We start from the raw sequence: 13,202 nt of genomic DNA, 5'->3' as shown, positions 1-13,202 counted from the left end.
CGCCATGAACCCGCGCCTTGCCAGCCTGCTCGCCATCATTGCCCTGTGCGCCCTGTACCGGGTGCTGCCCCACCCCTGGAACGTGTCGCCGGTGGCCGCCATGGCCCTCTTCGCCGGCGCCCACTTCGGCTCCCGCACCCTGGGCCTGGCGGTACCCGTGCTGGCCATGGTGGCAAGCGATTGGGTGCTGGGCTTTCACGACACCATGGCCTTCGTGTACGGGGCCCTGATGCTGACCACGGCCCTGGGCTGGCTGCTCAAGGGCCACATCAAGGCGCTGCCGGTGCTGGGCGCCTGCCTGGCCGGCTCAGTGGCGTTCTTCCTGATCACCAACACCGGCGTCTGGCTGGTGGGCAGCTATTACCCTGCCGGTATCGAGGGACTGATGCAGTCCCTCAGCGCCGGCCTGCCGTTCTTCCAGCAGAGCCTGCTGGGCAACCTGTTCTTCACGGCGCTGCTGTTCGGCGGCTTCCACGCCCTGGAGCGGCAGTTCCCCAGGCTCAGAGCCCAGTAAAAAAGGCGCCCTAGGGCGCCTTTTTACTTTACTGCTTGGCCAGCACCGGCACCTGGCTGGCCGGATCCACGACCTGGCCGTCCTGGCGCAGCTCCCAGTGCAGGTGGGGGCCCGTGGCCTTGCCGGTGCTGCCCACCAGGCCGAGGATCTGGCCCTGGCCCACCTGCTCGCCCTTGTCCACCAGGCGCTTGTCCAGGTGAGCGTAGAGGGTTTCCATGCCGTTGCCGTGGTCGATGACCACCACCTCGCCACTGGCGCCCTTGCTGCCGGAGAAGGTGACCACACCGGCTGCCGGTACCTGCACCTTGGTGCCCCTGGGCGCGCCCAGGTCGATGCCCTTGTGCAGGCGCTGCTTCTTGTGCTGCCCGTCCTTGAAGGGCCAGGGCCGCATGCCGAAGCTGGAGGTGACCCTGGCATCGGGCAGCGGGCTGACAAAGGCTTCCACGCCGGCCTTGCCGGCCAGGGCCAGTTGCGGCTGCAGGCCCAGCAGCAGCACGCCGCCGGCCAGGGTCAAAGACCAGGTTGCCTTGTTGCAGCCCTTGCGGGCGCCTTCTTTGCCGGTCAGAATATGACGGATTCTCAAGGTAAAGCTCCTCTTGTTTTGCGTTGAGAAGGCCGCGACAGGATCATTGCCGTGAGCTGTCGCGGTTTGGCGAAGGGTCTTCAGCATTGCCTCTGCGTAGGCCCTTCGCCCATTCGGGTTTTCGTTACTCAGTACCTGTTCATCACAGCCCTGCTCCAGGGCGTCCACCGCCCTGCGTGCCAGTGCCCGCAGCGGCCAGTTGAACCACAGCAGCGCCGCCATTGCCTGCAGGCCCAGCACCGCCAGGGGATCGCACCTTTGCAGGTGCACCAGCTCGTGGCGCACCACCAGGCGGATCTGCGCCAGGTTCAGGTTGTTAAGCGCCCAGCGGCTCAGTACCAGGGTGGGCCTCGGCAAGGCCATGGCGAAGGGCGACACCGGCGCCTCCACCAGCACCAGCCGCAGCCCCAAGGGCGCGTTCCTTACCCCCAGGTGTTGGGCCAGCTCGCCTCCGGCTGGCAGCGCCTTGCCCTGCCCGACCAGCCTGTTCAGCCGCCCATGGCCCAGCAGCAACCTGCCCAGGCAGGCGGCGGCCCCCAGGGCCCAGATCAACCCCCAGGCCGGCAGCAACCACTGCCAGGAGAGGGCCTCATCTGTGCCGCCCGCAGCCAGTTCGGCGGCGACCGGGCCGGCCTTGGCCGGCGCCGTCAGCACCGGCAGGCTCAGCTCGATGGCCGGCGCCTGCGCCAGGGCCGGCAGGAAGCCCAGCCAGAAGGCGGCGAAGCTCAGCACGGCAGCGGCCAGCCAGGGCTCGCGCCAGCTGTTCAGCCAGGCCAGGCGGCCGGCCAGCACCAGCAGCATGCCCAACAGCAGGGCCCCAACGACCAGGGAGATCAGGCTGGACAGGGCCAGCTGGGCAAGCCACTCATTCATCTTCGCCCTCCTTGGCCAGCAGGGCCTCCAGCTCCTTGAGTTCGGCGTCGCTCAAAAGCTCGCTGCCGGCAAAGAAGGACGCCGGCACCGGCCCCTTGATCTCCAGCACCCGCTCGGCAAAATCCCGGGCATAGGCGGCCAGGGTGTACACCTTGTCCGCCCTGGCCTCGAACACCTTGAGGCCGTGCACCTCGAAGGCCTGCAACAGGTCCTTGTCCTGCATGCGGTCCAGGGTCTTGCGGGTGGAGGAATAGGACCAGCCCAGCTGTGCTTCGATCTGCTGATGGATCTCGCGGGCGCTGAGGGGGGACTGCTGCCAGAGGGCCTTGAGTATGGCCAGCTCCGACGCCGAGGGTTGCTGCTTCATAAGGGTCTGCCGTGTGACTGTTGGGATTATCATGCGACACTAGTCGCATGCATGCAACCCCTGTCGCCAACATTGGCTACTACATTGAGCAAAAAGGGTTTTGGAGACATGCCATGGCCAACTTCGAGCAGGCGGCCGCCTTCAACGAACGGGTGCTGGACTTTCTGGGGCCTTAGCACCCTGGCCGTCGTCGTGCCGGTGCTGCCTGGCCAGCAGCATGTAGAGGGACGGCACCACCAGCAGGGTGAACAGGGTGCCGATGGCCATGCCCCCCACCAGCACCAGGCCGATGGCGTTGCGGGCGGCGGCACCCGGGCCTTCCACCAGGGTCAGCGGGAAGTGGCCGGCCACGGTAGCCACCGAGGTCATCAGCACCGGCCTCAGCCGGGTCATGGCCGCCTCGCGGATGGCATCCAGCTTGGCCTGGCCCTGCTCTTGGAGCTTGTTGGCGAATTCGACGATCAGGATGCCGTTCTTGGACACCAGCCCCACCAGGGTCACCAGGCCCACCTGGGCGTAGATGTTCATGGTGGTGGTCCAGCCGTCGGTCCAGAACGGCAGATCCGGGTTGGGCATCTTCAGACTGGTGAACACCAGGGCCCCGAACATGGCCAGGGGCACCGAGCCCAGCAGGATCACCAGGGGATCCCGGAAGGAGTCGAACTGCACCGCCAGCACCAGGAAGATCATCAGTATGGCCAGGCCCAGCGCCGGCAGGAACTTGCCCCCCTCGGTGCGCAGCTGCCGTGACTCGCCGGTGTAGTTGACGGTGTAGTCCGCCGGCAGCAGCTCGGCGGCGGCCTGCTCCAGCACCTTCAGCCCCTCGTCCACCCGGGCGGTCATGCCGGACAGCTTGATGGCGTTGAGTTGCTGGAAGCGGTTCAGGGAGCGCGGCACCGTATCGCTTTGCAGGGTCGCCACCGTGCCCAGCGGCACCAGCTGGCCGGCCGGGCCGCTGACATAGATGTCCTGGAGCTGCTCCGGGGTGAGCCGCTGGGCCCGCACCAGCTGCGGGATCACCTTGTAGGCCCGGCCCTGGATGTTGAATCTGTTGACATAGTCCCCGCCCAGGGCCGCCCCCAGATCCATGCCCAGCTGCCGGTTGGTCAGACCCAGGGCCGCCACCTTCTGGTGGTCGAGGACGATCTCCGACTGGGGCTGATCGATCTTGAGATCGATCTCCGGCGGGAAGTAGAACACGCCGCTCTGCATGGCCCTGAGCTGCAGCTGCTCGGCAAAGGCCAGCATCTGCTCGGGCTCGGCGGTGCTGGCGATGATGAACTCCACCGGGAAGTTGGAGCCCCCCGGCAGCGCCGCCGGCTGGGCCACGAAGATCTGCAGGCCGGGAATGGCCGAGAGCTGGGCCTGCATATCGGGCACGATCTGGGCCACGGATCTGTCCCGCTGCTGCCAGGGCTTGACCACCATGCCGGAAAAGCCGCCCACTCCCAGGGCGGCGGCGAAGGGGTCCGTGGGCGACAGCAAAATCTGGAAGGTCAGCTCCCGCTCCGGAGCGTTCAGGAACACCTTTTCCGCCGCCTTGCCGAAGTGGATCTTCTGGTCCGCCGAGGCATTGGCGGCGTTGTTGATGATGCCGAACATGAAACCCTGATCCTCCAGCGGCGCCAGCTCCTTGGGCGACAGCTGGTACATGGGCACCACCAGCAGGCTGAGCGCCGCCCAGAAGGCGTACACCGCCGGGCGGTGCCTGAGGGTCCGCGCCAGCAGGCGCCCGTAGCCGGCGCGCAGCCTGTCGAACCTGTGGTTGACCCAGCCGGTCAGGCCCCGCTCCTCCTTCTCGGCGCTTCTGAGCAGCTTGGCACTCATCATGGGCGACAAGGTCAGCGCCACGATGCCGGAGATGGTCACGGCCCCGGCCAGGGTCAGGGCGAACTCCCGGAACAGGGCCCCGGTCAGGCCCCCCTGCAGGCCGATGGGGGTGTAGACGGCGGCCAGGGTCAGGGTCATGGCGATGACGGGCCCCACCAGCTCGCGGGCGCCGATCAGCGCCGCCTCCCTGGGGGTGCGGCCCTCGCGCAGGTGGCGCTCCACGTTCTCCACCACCACGATGGCGTCGTCCACCACCAGGCCCACCGACAGCACTATGGCCAGCAGGGTCAACAGGTTGAGGGTGAAGCCGAACAGCTGCATCAGGAACACGGCGCCGATCAGCGATACCGGTATGGCCAGCACCGGCACCAGCACCGAGCGCACCGACCCCAGGAACAGGAAGATCACCACCACCACTATGCTGAGGGTGTCGATCAGGGTGCCCACCACCTCGTGGATGGCGTTCTGGATGTACTCGGAGGCGTCGTAGCCGATGGCCGCCTCCAGGCCAGGCGGCAGATCGGCCTTGATGGCCTCCAGATCCTGGCGCACCCCCTGGATCACCTCGATGGTGTTGCTGTTGGGCAGCGGGAAGATACCCATGAACACCGCGGTCTGGCCGTTGAAGCTGACCTCGGTGTCGTAATCCTCGGCGCCCAGCTCCACCTGGGCCACGTCTTCCAGGCGCACCAGGGTGTCGTTGTCCTGGCGCACCACCAGCCTCTGGAACTGCTCGGCGGTGTGCAAGTCGGTGTTGGTGGTCAGGTAGGTCTGCACCATGGCGCCCTTGGTGCTGCCCACAGCGGACAGGAAGTTGTTGGCGGCCAGGGCGGCGCTGATCTGGGCCGGGCTGATGTTCAGCGCCGCCAGGCGCTCGGGCTTCAGCCAGATACGCATGGCGAAGGTGCGGGCGCCGTAGATCTCCACCCGCTGCACCCCGTCCAGGGCCGCCAGCCTCGGCTGGACCACCCGCACCAGGTAGTCGGTGATCTCGCTCTGGGACAGGCTCTGGGAGGAAAAGCTCAGGTAGGCGGCGGCGAATTCGGAATCCGCCGACTGCACGCTGATGGCCGGCAGCTCCGCCTCCGGCGGCAGCTGGTTGCGCACCTGGTTGACCTTGGCGGTGACGTCGGCCAGGGCCTTGGTGGGCTCGTAGTTGAGCTCCAGCCGCGCCGTGACCAGCGACAGCCCCAGCAGGCTCTTGGACTCCACGTAGTCGATGCCGTCGGCCGCGGCGATGGCGCCTTCAATTTCGGTGGTGACGAAGCCCCGCACCACCTCGGCGCTGGCGCCCACATAGGGGGTGGCCACGGTGACAGAGGCGTTCTCGGAGCGCGGATACTGGCGCACGCTCAGGCTGTTCCAGGCCTGCAGACCGGCGATGACGATGATGATGTTCACCACCAGGGCCAGCACCGGGCGGCGCACGAAGATGTCGGTGAAGGCCCTCATCTCAGCTGTTTCCCGGGCTGGGCTGGAGCTGGAAGTCGGGGGCCAGGCTGTTGTCGATGACCACCGGCATGCCGCCGCGCAGCTTGAACACCCCGGTGGACACCAGCTGCTGGCCCTGGCTCAGGCCCTCGACCACCACCACGAAATCGCCGCGGCGCGCCCCCAGGCGCACCAGCTGCTGGCGCAGCACCAGGCCCTGCTCGCCCTCCTCCACCAGGAACACGACATCGCCATAGGGACCGTGCTGTACGGCCGTGGCCGGGATCAGCAGCACCTGGCTGCTGCGCTCCAGCACCATGGCCACCGACACGAACATGCCGGGCCTGAGCCGACCGTCCGGATTGGCCAGGGTGGCCTGGACCCGCACCGTGCGGGTGGCCGCGTCCACGTCCGGGTTGAAGGCGGAGATCACGCCTGAGAACAGCTGCTCCGGATAGGCGTCCGAGCTTACCTCCACCGCCAGGCCCCGGGCCAGCTCGCTGAGCCGCTGCTGGGGCAAGGAAAAATCCACGTAGACGGGGTCCAGGGCCTGCAGCGACACCACCGGGCTGCCCTTGTCGAGGAACTGGCCGACGCTGATGCGGCGGATGCCGAGCCGGCCGGCAAAGGGCGCCCTGAGGGTCTTCTTGTCGATCAGCGCCTGGATGAGCGCCACCTGGGCCCGGGTCTGGCGCACATTGGCCAGGGCCGCGTCCAGATCGCCCTGGGAGACGCTGCTGCTTTGGCGCAGCTCCCGGGCCCGCTTGAGCGACAGCCGGGCCAGCTCGGCGGCGGCCTGGGCCTCCTGCAGCTGGGCCAGCTCCACATCCCTGTCCAGGCGCAGCAGCTCGTCACCGGCCTGGACCCAGGCCCCGGCCTCGAAGGCGATCCGCTCCACCTGGCCCTCGGCCTCGGTGCGCAGCAGCGCCCCCTGCACGGCGCTCACCGAGCCCACCGCCTCCACCTTGGGCTGCCAGCGCTCCTGCCTGACTTCGGCCACGTTCACCACTGTGGGCGGGAACTGCTGGTTGGCTTCGGCCTGGGCCATGGCCTGGAACTGGCCCAGCTTGATGGCCCAAAGGCCGGCCCCCAGGGCCGCCGCCAATGCCAGCCCCAGACATGCCCAAAGCAGTTTTCTGACCATTAAGCCCCCGAACGCCCTGCACCGGCAAAGCAAAGCCGTAGCCGAAGTGTAGCAGTGGGCCAGGCAGCCAAGACGCCAACCAGGGCGCCACAAGCCCTTGTTGCCAAGGCCAATTGTGAATAAGTTAAGGGCCGAGGCCTGCGGGAAAAACCGGCAATGGAGACTGGCACCCATGCTACCGACACTGACAACGCCAAGGCTCACCCTGCGCGCCCTGAAGGCAAGCGACAGGGCCGATCTGTTCGCCGTCTACGGCGACGCCAGGACCATGGCCTTTGCCGCCGATCCCGTCTTCACCGAGCCGGCCATGGTCGACCAGCTGCTCAGCAGCGTGGCCCGATTGCACCTCTTGGGTGTTTCCCTGGAATGGGGGCTGGAAGAGCGCGCCAGTGGTCGCCTGATCGGTACCTGCGGCCTGCACAGCTTCAACGCCGAGGGCAACGCCGCCGAATTCGGCTGCCTGCTGGGCTCCCCTTACTGGCGCCAGGGGCTGATGAGTGAGGCCCTGGCCGCCATGGTCGCCCACGCCCGGGCCCAGGGTCTCAGGCAGCTGCTGGCGGATGTCGATGACCAGAACCCCAGGGCCATCGCCTTCTTCCAGAGTCGGGGCTTTGTCCGGGAGCCCTCCGGCCTGTTTCGGCTCACACTGGCCTAACGCCAGGGCAACTTTACTAAGCCATTGTCCTTGTTGCGCTTGGCCTTTCTGCGCTACGGGCGTTATTAGGCCGCCCTGTCGGCGACGCCCTACTCCGACTCCCTCTCCCGCATGATGGCCTCCAGGCTGATCCTGGGGCAGATATGGTTGTTGATGTAGTCGATAAGGCTGGTGGCGCTGCGGCGGATAAAACCTTCGGCGGCCTCGTCGTTACAGTGGCCGCTTTCGTCGAACACCTGCTGCACATGGGGGATGGACACCGCCAGCGGCAGCGGCACCGCGCCCACATGGGCGCAGATGGCCCTGAGCTGCTCGCTGGACTTGATGGCGCCGATGACCCCGGCCGCCACCCCGAGGATGGACACCGGCTTGCCGGCCAGCTTGCTGGGAAAGCCCAGGTTGTCGATGGCCAGCTTCATGGGGCTGGCAATGCCGCCGTGGTATTCGGGGGAGGCCAGCAGCACACCTGTGGCCTCGCTGACCGTCTCCTGGAAGGCCTGGATGGCCCCTGGCTTGCTGGCCGGCAGGCCGGGCAGCGGCATGTCCAGCTCCCTAAGGTCGATGCTGGTCACCTCCACGTCTGGGTGCTTGTTCAGCTCGTCTATGGCCAGGTTCAGCGCCATCTGGGTGTAGTTGCCGGGCCGTACGCTGCCGCAGATAGTGACTATCTTGATTGCCATGGGGTGTCTCTCCTGTCGAAGGGGATGAAGGCTTGCCCTGGCGAAGTGTAGCAGCCGGCAGACGGCCCCTCCCGTTGGCCGGGGGCGGATGGCGTCACCTAACCGCTTGCCATACATGGCTTTTTGACGAAGGATAGAAGCCTATCGGCACCCGTGGCCGGCAGAGGCTCCGCCTGGGAAGAAGAAACAGAAGGAACGGTAGAGATGAGCAAGACGACCGGTGGCTCCTGCCTTTGCGGCGACGTGACCTTCCAAATCGAGGGCGACTTCCAGCATTTTTTCCTGTGCCACTGTGGCCATTGCCAGAAGGACACCGGCTCGGCCCACGCCGCCAACCTGTTCTCAACCACAGCCCGGCTGAGCTGGCTGTCCGGCCGGGACAAGGTACGGACCTACCGGCTGCCCGATACCCGGCACCTGAAGAGCTTCTGCTGCCGGTGCGGCTCGGCCCTGCCCAACACCCAGATGAACGGGCAGCTGCTGGTGGTGCCGGCCGGCAGCCTGGACGATGAAGTGACCATCAGGCCCAATGCCCATATCTTTTGCGCCAGCAAGGCAAGCTGGGACAGTGAGTTGGAAGACATCCCCCGGTTGCCGGGCTCCCCAGCCTAACAAATAGGCAGGCTAGACTTACTGCCTGGCATTGGTGACCACTGCAGCAGAGCCAGCTATCAAACAACACCGGCTAAGGGCGGGCAACCGCCGACACTTAAACAGGAAAAGGAGTTCCATATGAACCAGGACATCAATACCCGTCTCAATCCCAAGGTCGATGGCTATATCGGCAGGACCAGCCGCTGGCAGCGAGAGCTTGAAGCGCTGAGGGCCATCGCCCTGGATTGCGGGCTCACCGAGGAGCTTAAATGGGGCAAGCCCTGCTACAGCTTCCAGGGCGGCAACGTGGTGATATTGCAGGGCTTCAAGGACAGCTGCGCGCTGCTGTTCACCAAGGGGGCCCTGCTGCCGGATCCCCAGGGCCTGCTGGAAAAGCCCGGCGAGAACACCCAGGGGGCAAGGCGCATTCCCTTCACCGATGTAGCTCAGGTCGCCAAGCTGGAAGGCACTCTGAAGCAGTACATCCGCGACGCCATCGAGGTGGAGAAGGCCGGCACCAGGGTCGATTTCAAGGCCATCGAGGAATTCCCGATGCCCGAGGAGCTGCTTGCGCGCCTGGACGACGACCCGGCCCTGGCCGAGGCCTTCCACGCCCTGACACCGGGCCGCCAGCGCGCCTACTACCTCCATATCCAAGGCGCCAAGCAGTCCAGCACCAGGGCCGCCCGGGTCGAGAAATGCATACCGCAGATCCTGGCCGGCAAGGGCCTTAGCGACCGCTAAAACCAAGGGCCCGTTATCTGGCCTCGCCATTGATGAAACGGCATCACCTTTTGGCGATGCCGTTTTTTATGGTCGTTGAGCCTATTCCGGATCATAACCCAGGTTTGGCGCCAGCCACTTTTCGGCTTCCTCCAGGGTCCAGCCCTTGCGCCTGGCGTAGTCGGCCACCTGATCCCGCTCTATCTCCGCCACCCCGAAGTAGCGGGACTGGGGATGGGCGAAGTACCAGCCGGACACCGCCGCCGTGGGGTACATGGCGAAGCTGTCGGTGATGTTGAGACCGATGTGCTGATCGGGCTTCAATAACTGCCACAAGGTGCCCTTCTCGGTGTGATCCGGGCAGGCCGGGTAGCCGGGGGCGGGGCGGATGCCGCGGTAGCGCTCGCGGATCAGCGCCTCGTTGTCGAGTTCCTCGTCCGCCGCATAGCCCCAGAATTCCTTGCGCACCCGCTCGTGCATGCGCTCGGCGAAGGCCTCGGCCAGGCGGTCGGCCAACGCCTTGAGCATGATGGCGCTGTAGTCGTCGCCGGCCTGTTCGAAGCGCGCCACATGGGGCTCGATGCCGATGCCGGCGGTGACGGCGAAGGCGCCCATATGGTCCTGTACCGTCCCCTTGGGGGCCACGAAGTCGGCCAGGCAGAAGTTGTGGTTGCCGGCCCGCTCCAGCTGCTGGCGCAGCATGTGCAGCCTCACCGGCCCCTCATCCGTTTCCAGCTCGATATCGTCGTCATCGGCGCTGTTGGCCGGGAACAGGCCGATGACGGCCCGGGCGGTCAGCCATTGCTCGTCCACTATCTTCGCCAGCATGGTCTGGGCGTTGTCGAACAGCTCCCTGGCCTCCACGCCGACGGTGGGACTCTTGAGGATGTCCGGGTAGCGGCCGTGCAGCTCCCAGCTGCGAAAGAACGGCGTCCAGTCGATGCGCTCGATGAGGTCGGTCAGCGGGTAGTCGTCGAACACCTGCACGCCAAGGCGCTTGGGCACGCAGGGCCGGTAGCCCTGCCAGTCGGTCTGCACCTTGTTCAAGCGGGCATCCGCCAGGGGTACCAGCGCCTTGCGCCGGCCCTGGGCTGCGCGCTTTTCGCGCATCAGCCGGTATTCCTCGTATTCCAGCTCCACCAGGGCCTGCCGGCCCTTGCCCACCAGCCGGGTCACCACGGGCACCGCCTTGGAGGCGTCGGCCACGTAGAGGGCGCCGTGCTGGTAATGGGGCGCTATCTTCACCGCGGTATGGATGCGGGAGGTGGTGGCGCCGCCGATGATCACCGGCAGCGCCAGGCCGGCCTTGTTGAAGGCCTTGACGTTGTGGATCATCTCGTCCAGCGACGGGGTGATGAGGCCGGACAGGCCGATGACGTCGGCCCTGTGTTCGATGGCCGCGGCGATGATCTTCTCCACCGGCACCATCACGCCCAGATCCACCACCTTGAAGCCGTTGCACTGCAGCACCACGCCGACGATGTTCTTGCCGATGTCGTGCACGTCGCCCTTGACGGTGGCCATGATCACGGTGCCGTTGGACTGGCCTTCCTCCTTCTCGGCCTCGATATAGGGGGTCAGGTGGACCACGGCCCGCTTCATCACCCGGGCCGACTTCACCACCTGGGGCAGGAACATCTTGCCGGCCCCGAACAGATCCCCCACCACGTTCATGCCGTCCATGAGCGGCCCTTCGATCACGTCCAGGGGCCGCTTGGCGGCCAGCCTGGCTTCCTCGGTATCGGCCTCGATATGGTCGGTAAGGCCCTTTACCAGGGCGTGCTCCAGGCGCTTGGCCACCGGCCAGTCCCGCCAGGCCTGCTGCTCGGCCTGCTGCTCGGCGCCGTCGCCCCGGTAGTGGTCGGCCAGGGCCAGCAGCCGTTCGGTGGCGTCCGGGCGGCGGTTCAGCACCACGTCTTCCACCGCCTCGCGCAGCCTCAGGTCGATGTCGTCGTAGATGGCCAGCTGGCCGGCGTTGACGATGCCCATGCCGAGGCCGGCGCGAATGGCGTGGTACAGGAACACGGCGTGGATGGCCTCGCGCACCGGGTTGTTGCCACGGAACGAGAAGCTGACGTTGGACACGCCGCCGGACAGCAGGGCGTGGGGCAGCGTCTCGCGAATGGTGCGGCAGGCCTCGATAAAGGCCACGCCGTAGTCGTTGTGCTCTTCGATACCGGTGGCCACGGCGAAGATGTTGGGGTCGAAGATGATGTCCTCGGGCGGAAAGCCCACCTGGTCCACCAGCACCTGGTAGGCGCGGCTGCAGATGGCCACCTTGCGCTGGTAGCTGTCGGCCTGGCCGTCCTCGTCGAAGGCCATCACCACCACGGCGGCGCCATAGCGGCGCACCAGTCTGGCCTGGTCGATGAAGGCCTGCTCCCCTTCCTTCAAGGAGATGGAGTTGACGATGCCCTTGCCCTGGATGCACTTGAGGCCGGCCTCTATGGCGTGCCATTTGCTGGAGTCGATCATGATCGGCACCCGGCTGATGTCGGGCTCGGCGGCGATCAGGTTCAAGAAGCGCACCATGGCCTGGCGGGCGTCGAGCATGCCCTCGTCCATGTTGATGTCGATGATCTGGGCCCCCGCCTCCACCTGCTGGCGGGCCACCTCCAGAGCTGTGTCGTAATCGCCGCTCTTGATGAGTTTTAAGAAGCGCGCCGAGCCGGTGACGTTGGTGCGCTCGCCCACGTTCACGAACAGGCTGTCCTGGCCTATGTTGCAGGGCTCCAGGCCCGACAGCCGGCACTGGATGGGAATGTCCGGCACCGGGCGCGGCGCCACGCCCTCGACCGCCTTGGCGAAGGCGCGGATATGCTCTGGGGTGGTGCCGCAGCAGCCGCCCACTATGTTGAGCCAGCCGTCCCTGGCCCAGCGGCCGATGAACTCCACCATCTGGGCCGGGGTTTCGTCGTAGCCGCCGAACTCGTTGGGCAGGCCGGCGTTGGGGTGTGCCGATACCCGGCAGTCGGCGATGCGGGCCAGCTCCTCCAGGTAAGGCGCCAGCTCCCTGGGGCCCAGGGCGCAGTTCAGGCCCACCGACAGCGGCCGGATATGGCGCAGGGAGTTGAAGAAGGCTTCTGTGGTCTGGCCGGTCAGGGTGCGGCCGGAGGCGTCGGTGATGGTGCCGGAGATCATCACCGGCCAGCGCTTGCCCAGGCGCTCGAACAGGGCGTCTATGGCGAACAGCGCCGCCTTGGCGTTGAGGGTGTCGAAGATGGTCTCCACCATCAGGATGTCGGCGCCACCCTCGAGCAGCGCCTCGGCCGATTCGGTGTAGGCCGTGACCAGGGTGTCGAAGTCGATGTTGCGAAAGCCGGGGTCGTTGACGTCCGGGCTGATGGAGCAGGTCCTGTTGGTGGGGCCCAGCACCCCGGCCACGAAACGCGGCACGCCGGTTTCCGCCGCCACCTGGTCGGCCGCCGCCCGGGCCAACTGCGCCGACACCAGGTTGATCTCCCGGGACAGGGACTCCATGCGGTAGTCGGCCATGGCGATGGGGGTGGCGTTGAAGGAGTTGGTCTCGATGATGTCGGCGCCCGCCTCCAGATACTGGCGGTGGATGGCCTGGATCACGTCCGGCCGGGTCAGGCAGAGCAGATCGTTGTTACCCTTGAGATCCACCGGCCAATCCCTGAACCTGTCGCCACGGAAGTCCGCTTCCTCCAGCTCATGGCCCTGGATCATGGTGCCCATGGCCCCGTCCAGCACCAGGATACGACGGCTGAGTTCGGCTTGGAGGACGCAGTGGGACATGGCACACCTTTTGGACTTTTATACGTTTAGACGGCCATAATACCCAAAA

At 66.4% G+C, this 13,202-nt stretch carries 10 protein-coding genes; 4 read left to right on the top strand and 6 right to left on the bottom strand.

Translation table 11 applies throughout. From position 1 onward, the window contains the following. Positions 1-4 precede the first annotated feature (4 nt). Complete coding sequence (locus tag WDB71_RS07460) at positions 5-514, top strand: DUF6580 family putative transport protein (RefSeq protein WP_341504022.1); 510 nt, start codon at positions 5-7, stop codon at positions 512-514. Between the two features lie 28 nt (positions 515-542). On the opposite strand, the gene WDB71_RS07455 is transcribed toward WDB71_RS07460, so the two are convergent. The 4 genes from WDB71_RS07455 to WDB71_RS07440 form a co-directional block, all read right to left on the bottom strand. Next, complete coding sequence (locus WDB71_RS07455) at positions 543-1,970, bottom strand: M23/M56 family metallopeptidase (protein WP_341504021.1); 1,428 nt, start codon at positions 1,968-1,970, stop codon at positions 543-545. Beyond that, the gene (locus WDB71_RS07450; RefSeq protein WP_341504020.1) at positions 1,963-2,337 is read right to left on the bottom strand and encodes a BlaI/MecI/CopY family transcriptional regulator; all 375 of its coding nucleotides are present in this window, start codon (positions 2,335-2,337) and stop codon (positions 1,963-1,965) included. The genes WDB71_RS07455 and WDB71_RS07450 overlap by 8 nt, the downstream gene beginning before the upstream one ends. A gap of 141 nt (positions 2,338-2,478) precedes the next feature. Continuing rightward, positions 2,479-5,619, bottom strand: a complete 3,141-nt coding sequence (locus WDB71_RS07445) for an efflux RND transporter permease subunit (protein WP_341504019.1) — start codon at positions 5,617-5,619, stop codon at positions 2,479-2,481. Between the two features lies 1 nt (position 5,620). After that, complete coding sequence (locus WDB71_RS07440) at positions 5,621-6,742, bottom strand: efflux RND transporter periplasmic adaptor subunit (RefSeq protein WP_341504017.1); 1,122 nt, start codon at positions 6,740-6,742, stop codon at positions 5,621-5,623. Between the two features lie 172 nt (positions 6,743-6,914). On the opposite strand from WDB71_RS07440, the gene WDB71_RS07435 reads away from it, so the two are divergent. After that, entirely contained in the window at positions 6,915-7,397 is a 483-nt protein-coding gene (locus tag WDB71_RS07435; protein WP_341504015.1) for a GNAT family N-acetyltransferase, read from the top strand. Between the two features lie 89 nt (positions 7,398-7,486). Here the strand turns inward: WDB71_RS07435 and WDB71_RS07430 are convergent, their stop codons facing one another. Further along, positions 7,487-8,077 (bottom strand): NAD(P)H-dependent oxidoreductase, encoded by a 591-nt coding sequence (locus WDB71_RS07430; protein ID WP_341504013.1) that lies wholly within the window; start codon positions 8,075-8,077, stop codon positions 7,487-7,489. A gap of 204 nt (positions 8,078-8,281) precedes the next feature. Between WDB71_RS07430 and WDB71_RS07425 the strand changes: the two genes are divergently transcribed. Further along, complete coding sequence (locus WDB71_RS07425; protein ID WP_341504011.1) at positions 8,282-8,689, top strand: GFA family protein; 408 nt, start codon at positions 8,282-8,284, stop codon at positions 8,687-8,689. A gap of 120 nt (positions 8,690-8,809) precedes the next feature. Continuing rightward, the gene (locus tag WDB71_RS07420) at positions 8,810-9,415 is read left to right on the top strand and encodes a YdeI/OmpD-associated family protein (protein ID WP_341504010.1); all 606 of its coding nucleotides are present in this window, start codon (positions 8,810-8,812) and stop codon (positions 9,413-9,415) included. An 81-nt stretch (positions 9,416-9,496) separates the two neighbouring features. On the opposite strand, the gene metH is transcribed toward WDB71_RS07420, so the two are convergent. Beyond that, the gene (metH, locus tag WDB71_RS07415) at positions 9,497-13,153 is read right to left on the bottom strand and encodes a methionine synthase (RefSeq protein WP_341504009.1); all 3,657 of its coding nucleotides are present in this window, start codon (positions 13,151-13,153) and stop codon (positions 9,497-9,499) included. Positions 13,154-13,202: the final 49 nt, after the last annotated feature.

The organism is Gallaecimonas sp. GXIMD4217 (genome assembly GCF_038087665.1).
Classification (GTDB): domain Bacteria; phylum Pseudomonadota; class Gammaproteobacteria; order Enterobacterales; family Gallaecimonadaceae; genus Gallaecimonas.
The sequence above is the reverse complement of the archived record's forward strand: the minus strand, read 5'-3'. Positions and strand labels throughout refer to the sequence as shown.

Coding starts and splice junctions, on each gene's coding strand:
- WDB71_RS07435 (WP_341504015.1), top strand. CDS start 6,915: ATGCTACCGACACTGACAACGCCAAGGCTCACCCTGCGCGCCCTGAAG.
- WDB71_RS07450 (WP_341504020.1), bottom strand. CDS start 2,337: ATGAAGCAGCAACCCTCGGCGTCGGAGCTGGCCATACTCAAGGCCCTC.
- metH (WP_341504009.1), bottom strand. CDS start 13,153: ATGTCCCACTGCGTCCTCCAAGCCGAACTCAGCCGTCGTATCCTGGTG.
- WDB71_RS07420 (WP_341504010.1), top strand. CDS start 8,810: ATGAACCAGGACATCAATACCCGTCTCAATCCCAAGGTCGATGGCTAT.
- WDB71_RS07430 (WP_341504013.1), bottom strand. CDS start 8,077: ATGGCAATCAAGATAGTCACTATCTGCGGCAGCGTACGGCCCGGCAAC.
- WDB71_RS07440 (WP_341504017.1), bottom strand. CDS start 6,742: ATGGTCAGAAAACTGCTTTGGGCATGTCTGGGGCTGGCATTGGCGGCG.
- WDB71_RS07455 (WP_341504021.1), bottom strand. CDS start 1,970: ATGAATGAGTGGCTTGCCCAGCTGGCCCTGTCCAGCCTGATCTCCCTG.
- WDB71_RS07445 (WP_341504019.1), bottom strand. CDS start 5,619: ATGAGGGCCTTCACCGACATCTTCGTGCGCCGCCCGGTGCTGGCCCTG.
- WDB71_RS07425 (WP_341504011.1), top strand. CDS start 8,282: ATGAGCAAGACGACCGGTGGCTCCTGCCTTTGCGGCGACGTGACCTTC.
- WDB71_RS07460 (WP_341504022.1), top strand. CDS start 5: ATGAACCCGCGCCTTGCCAGCCTGCTCGCCATCATTGCCCTGTGCGCC.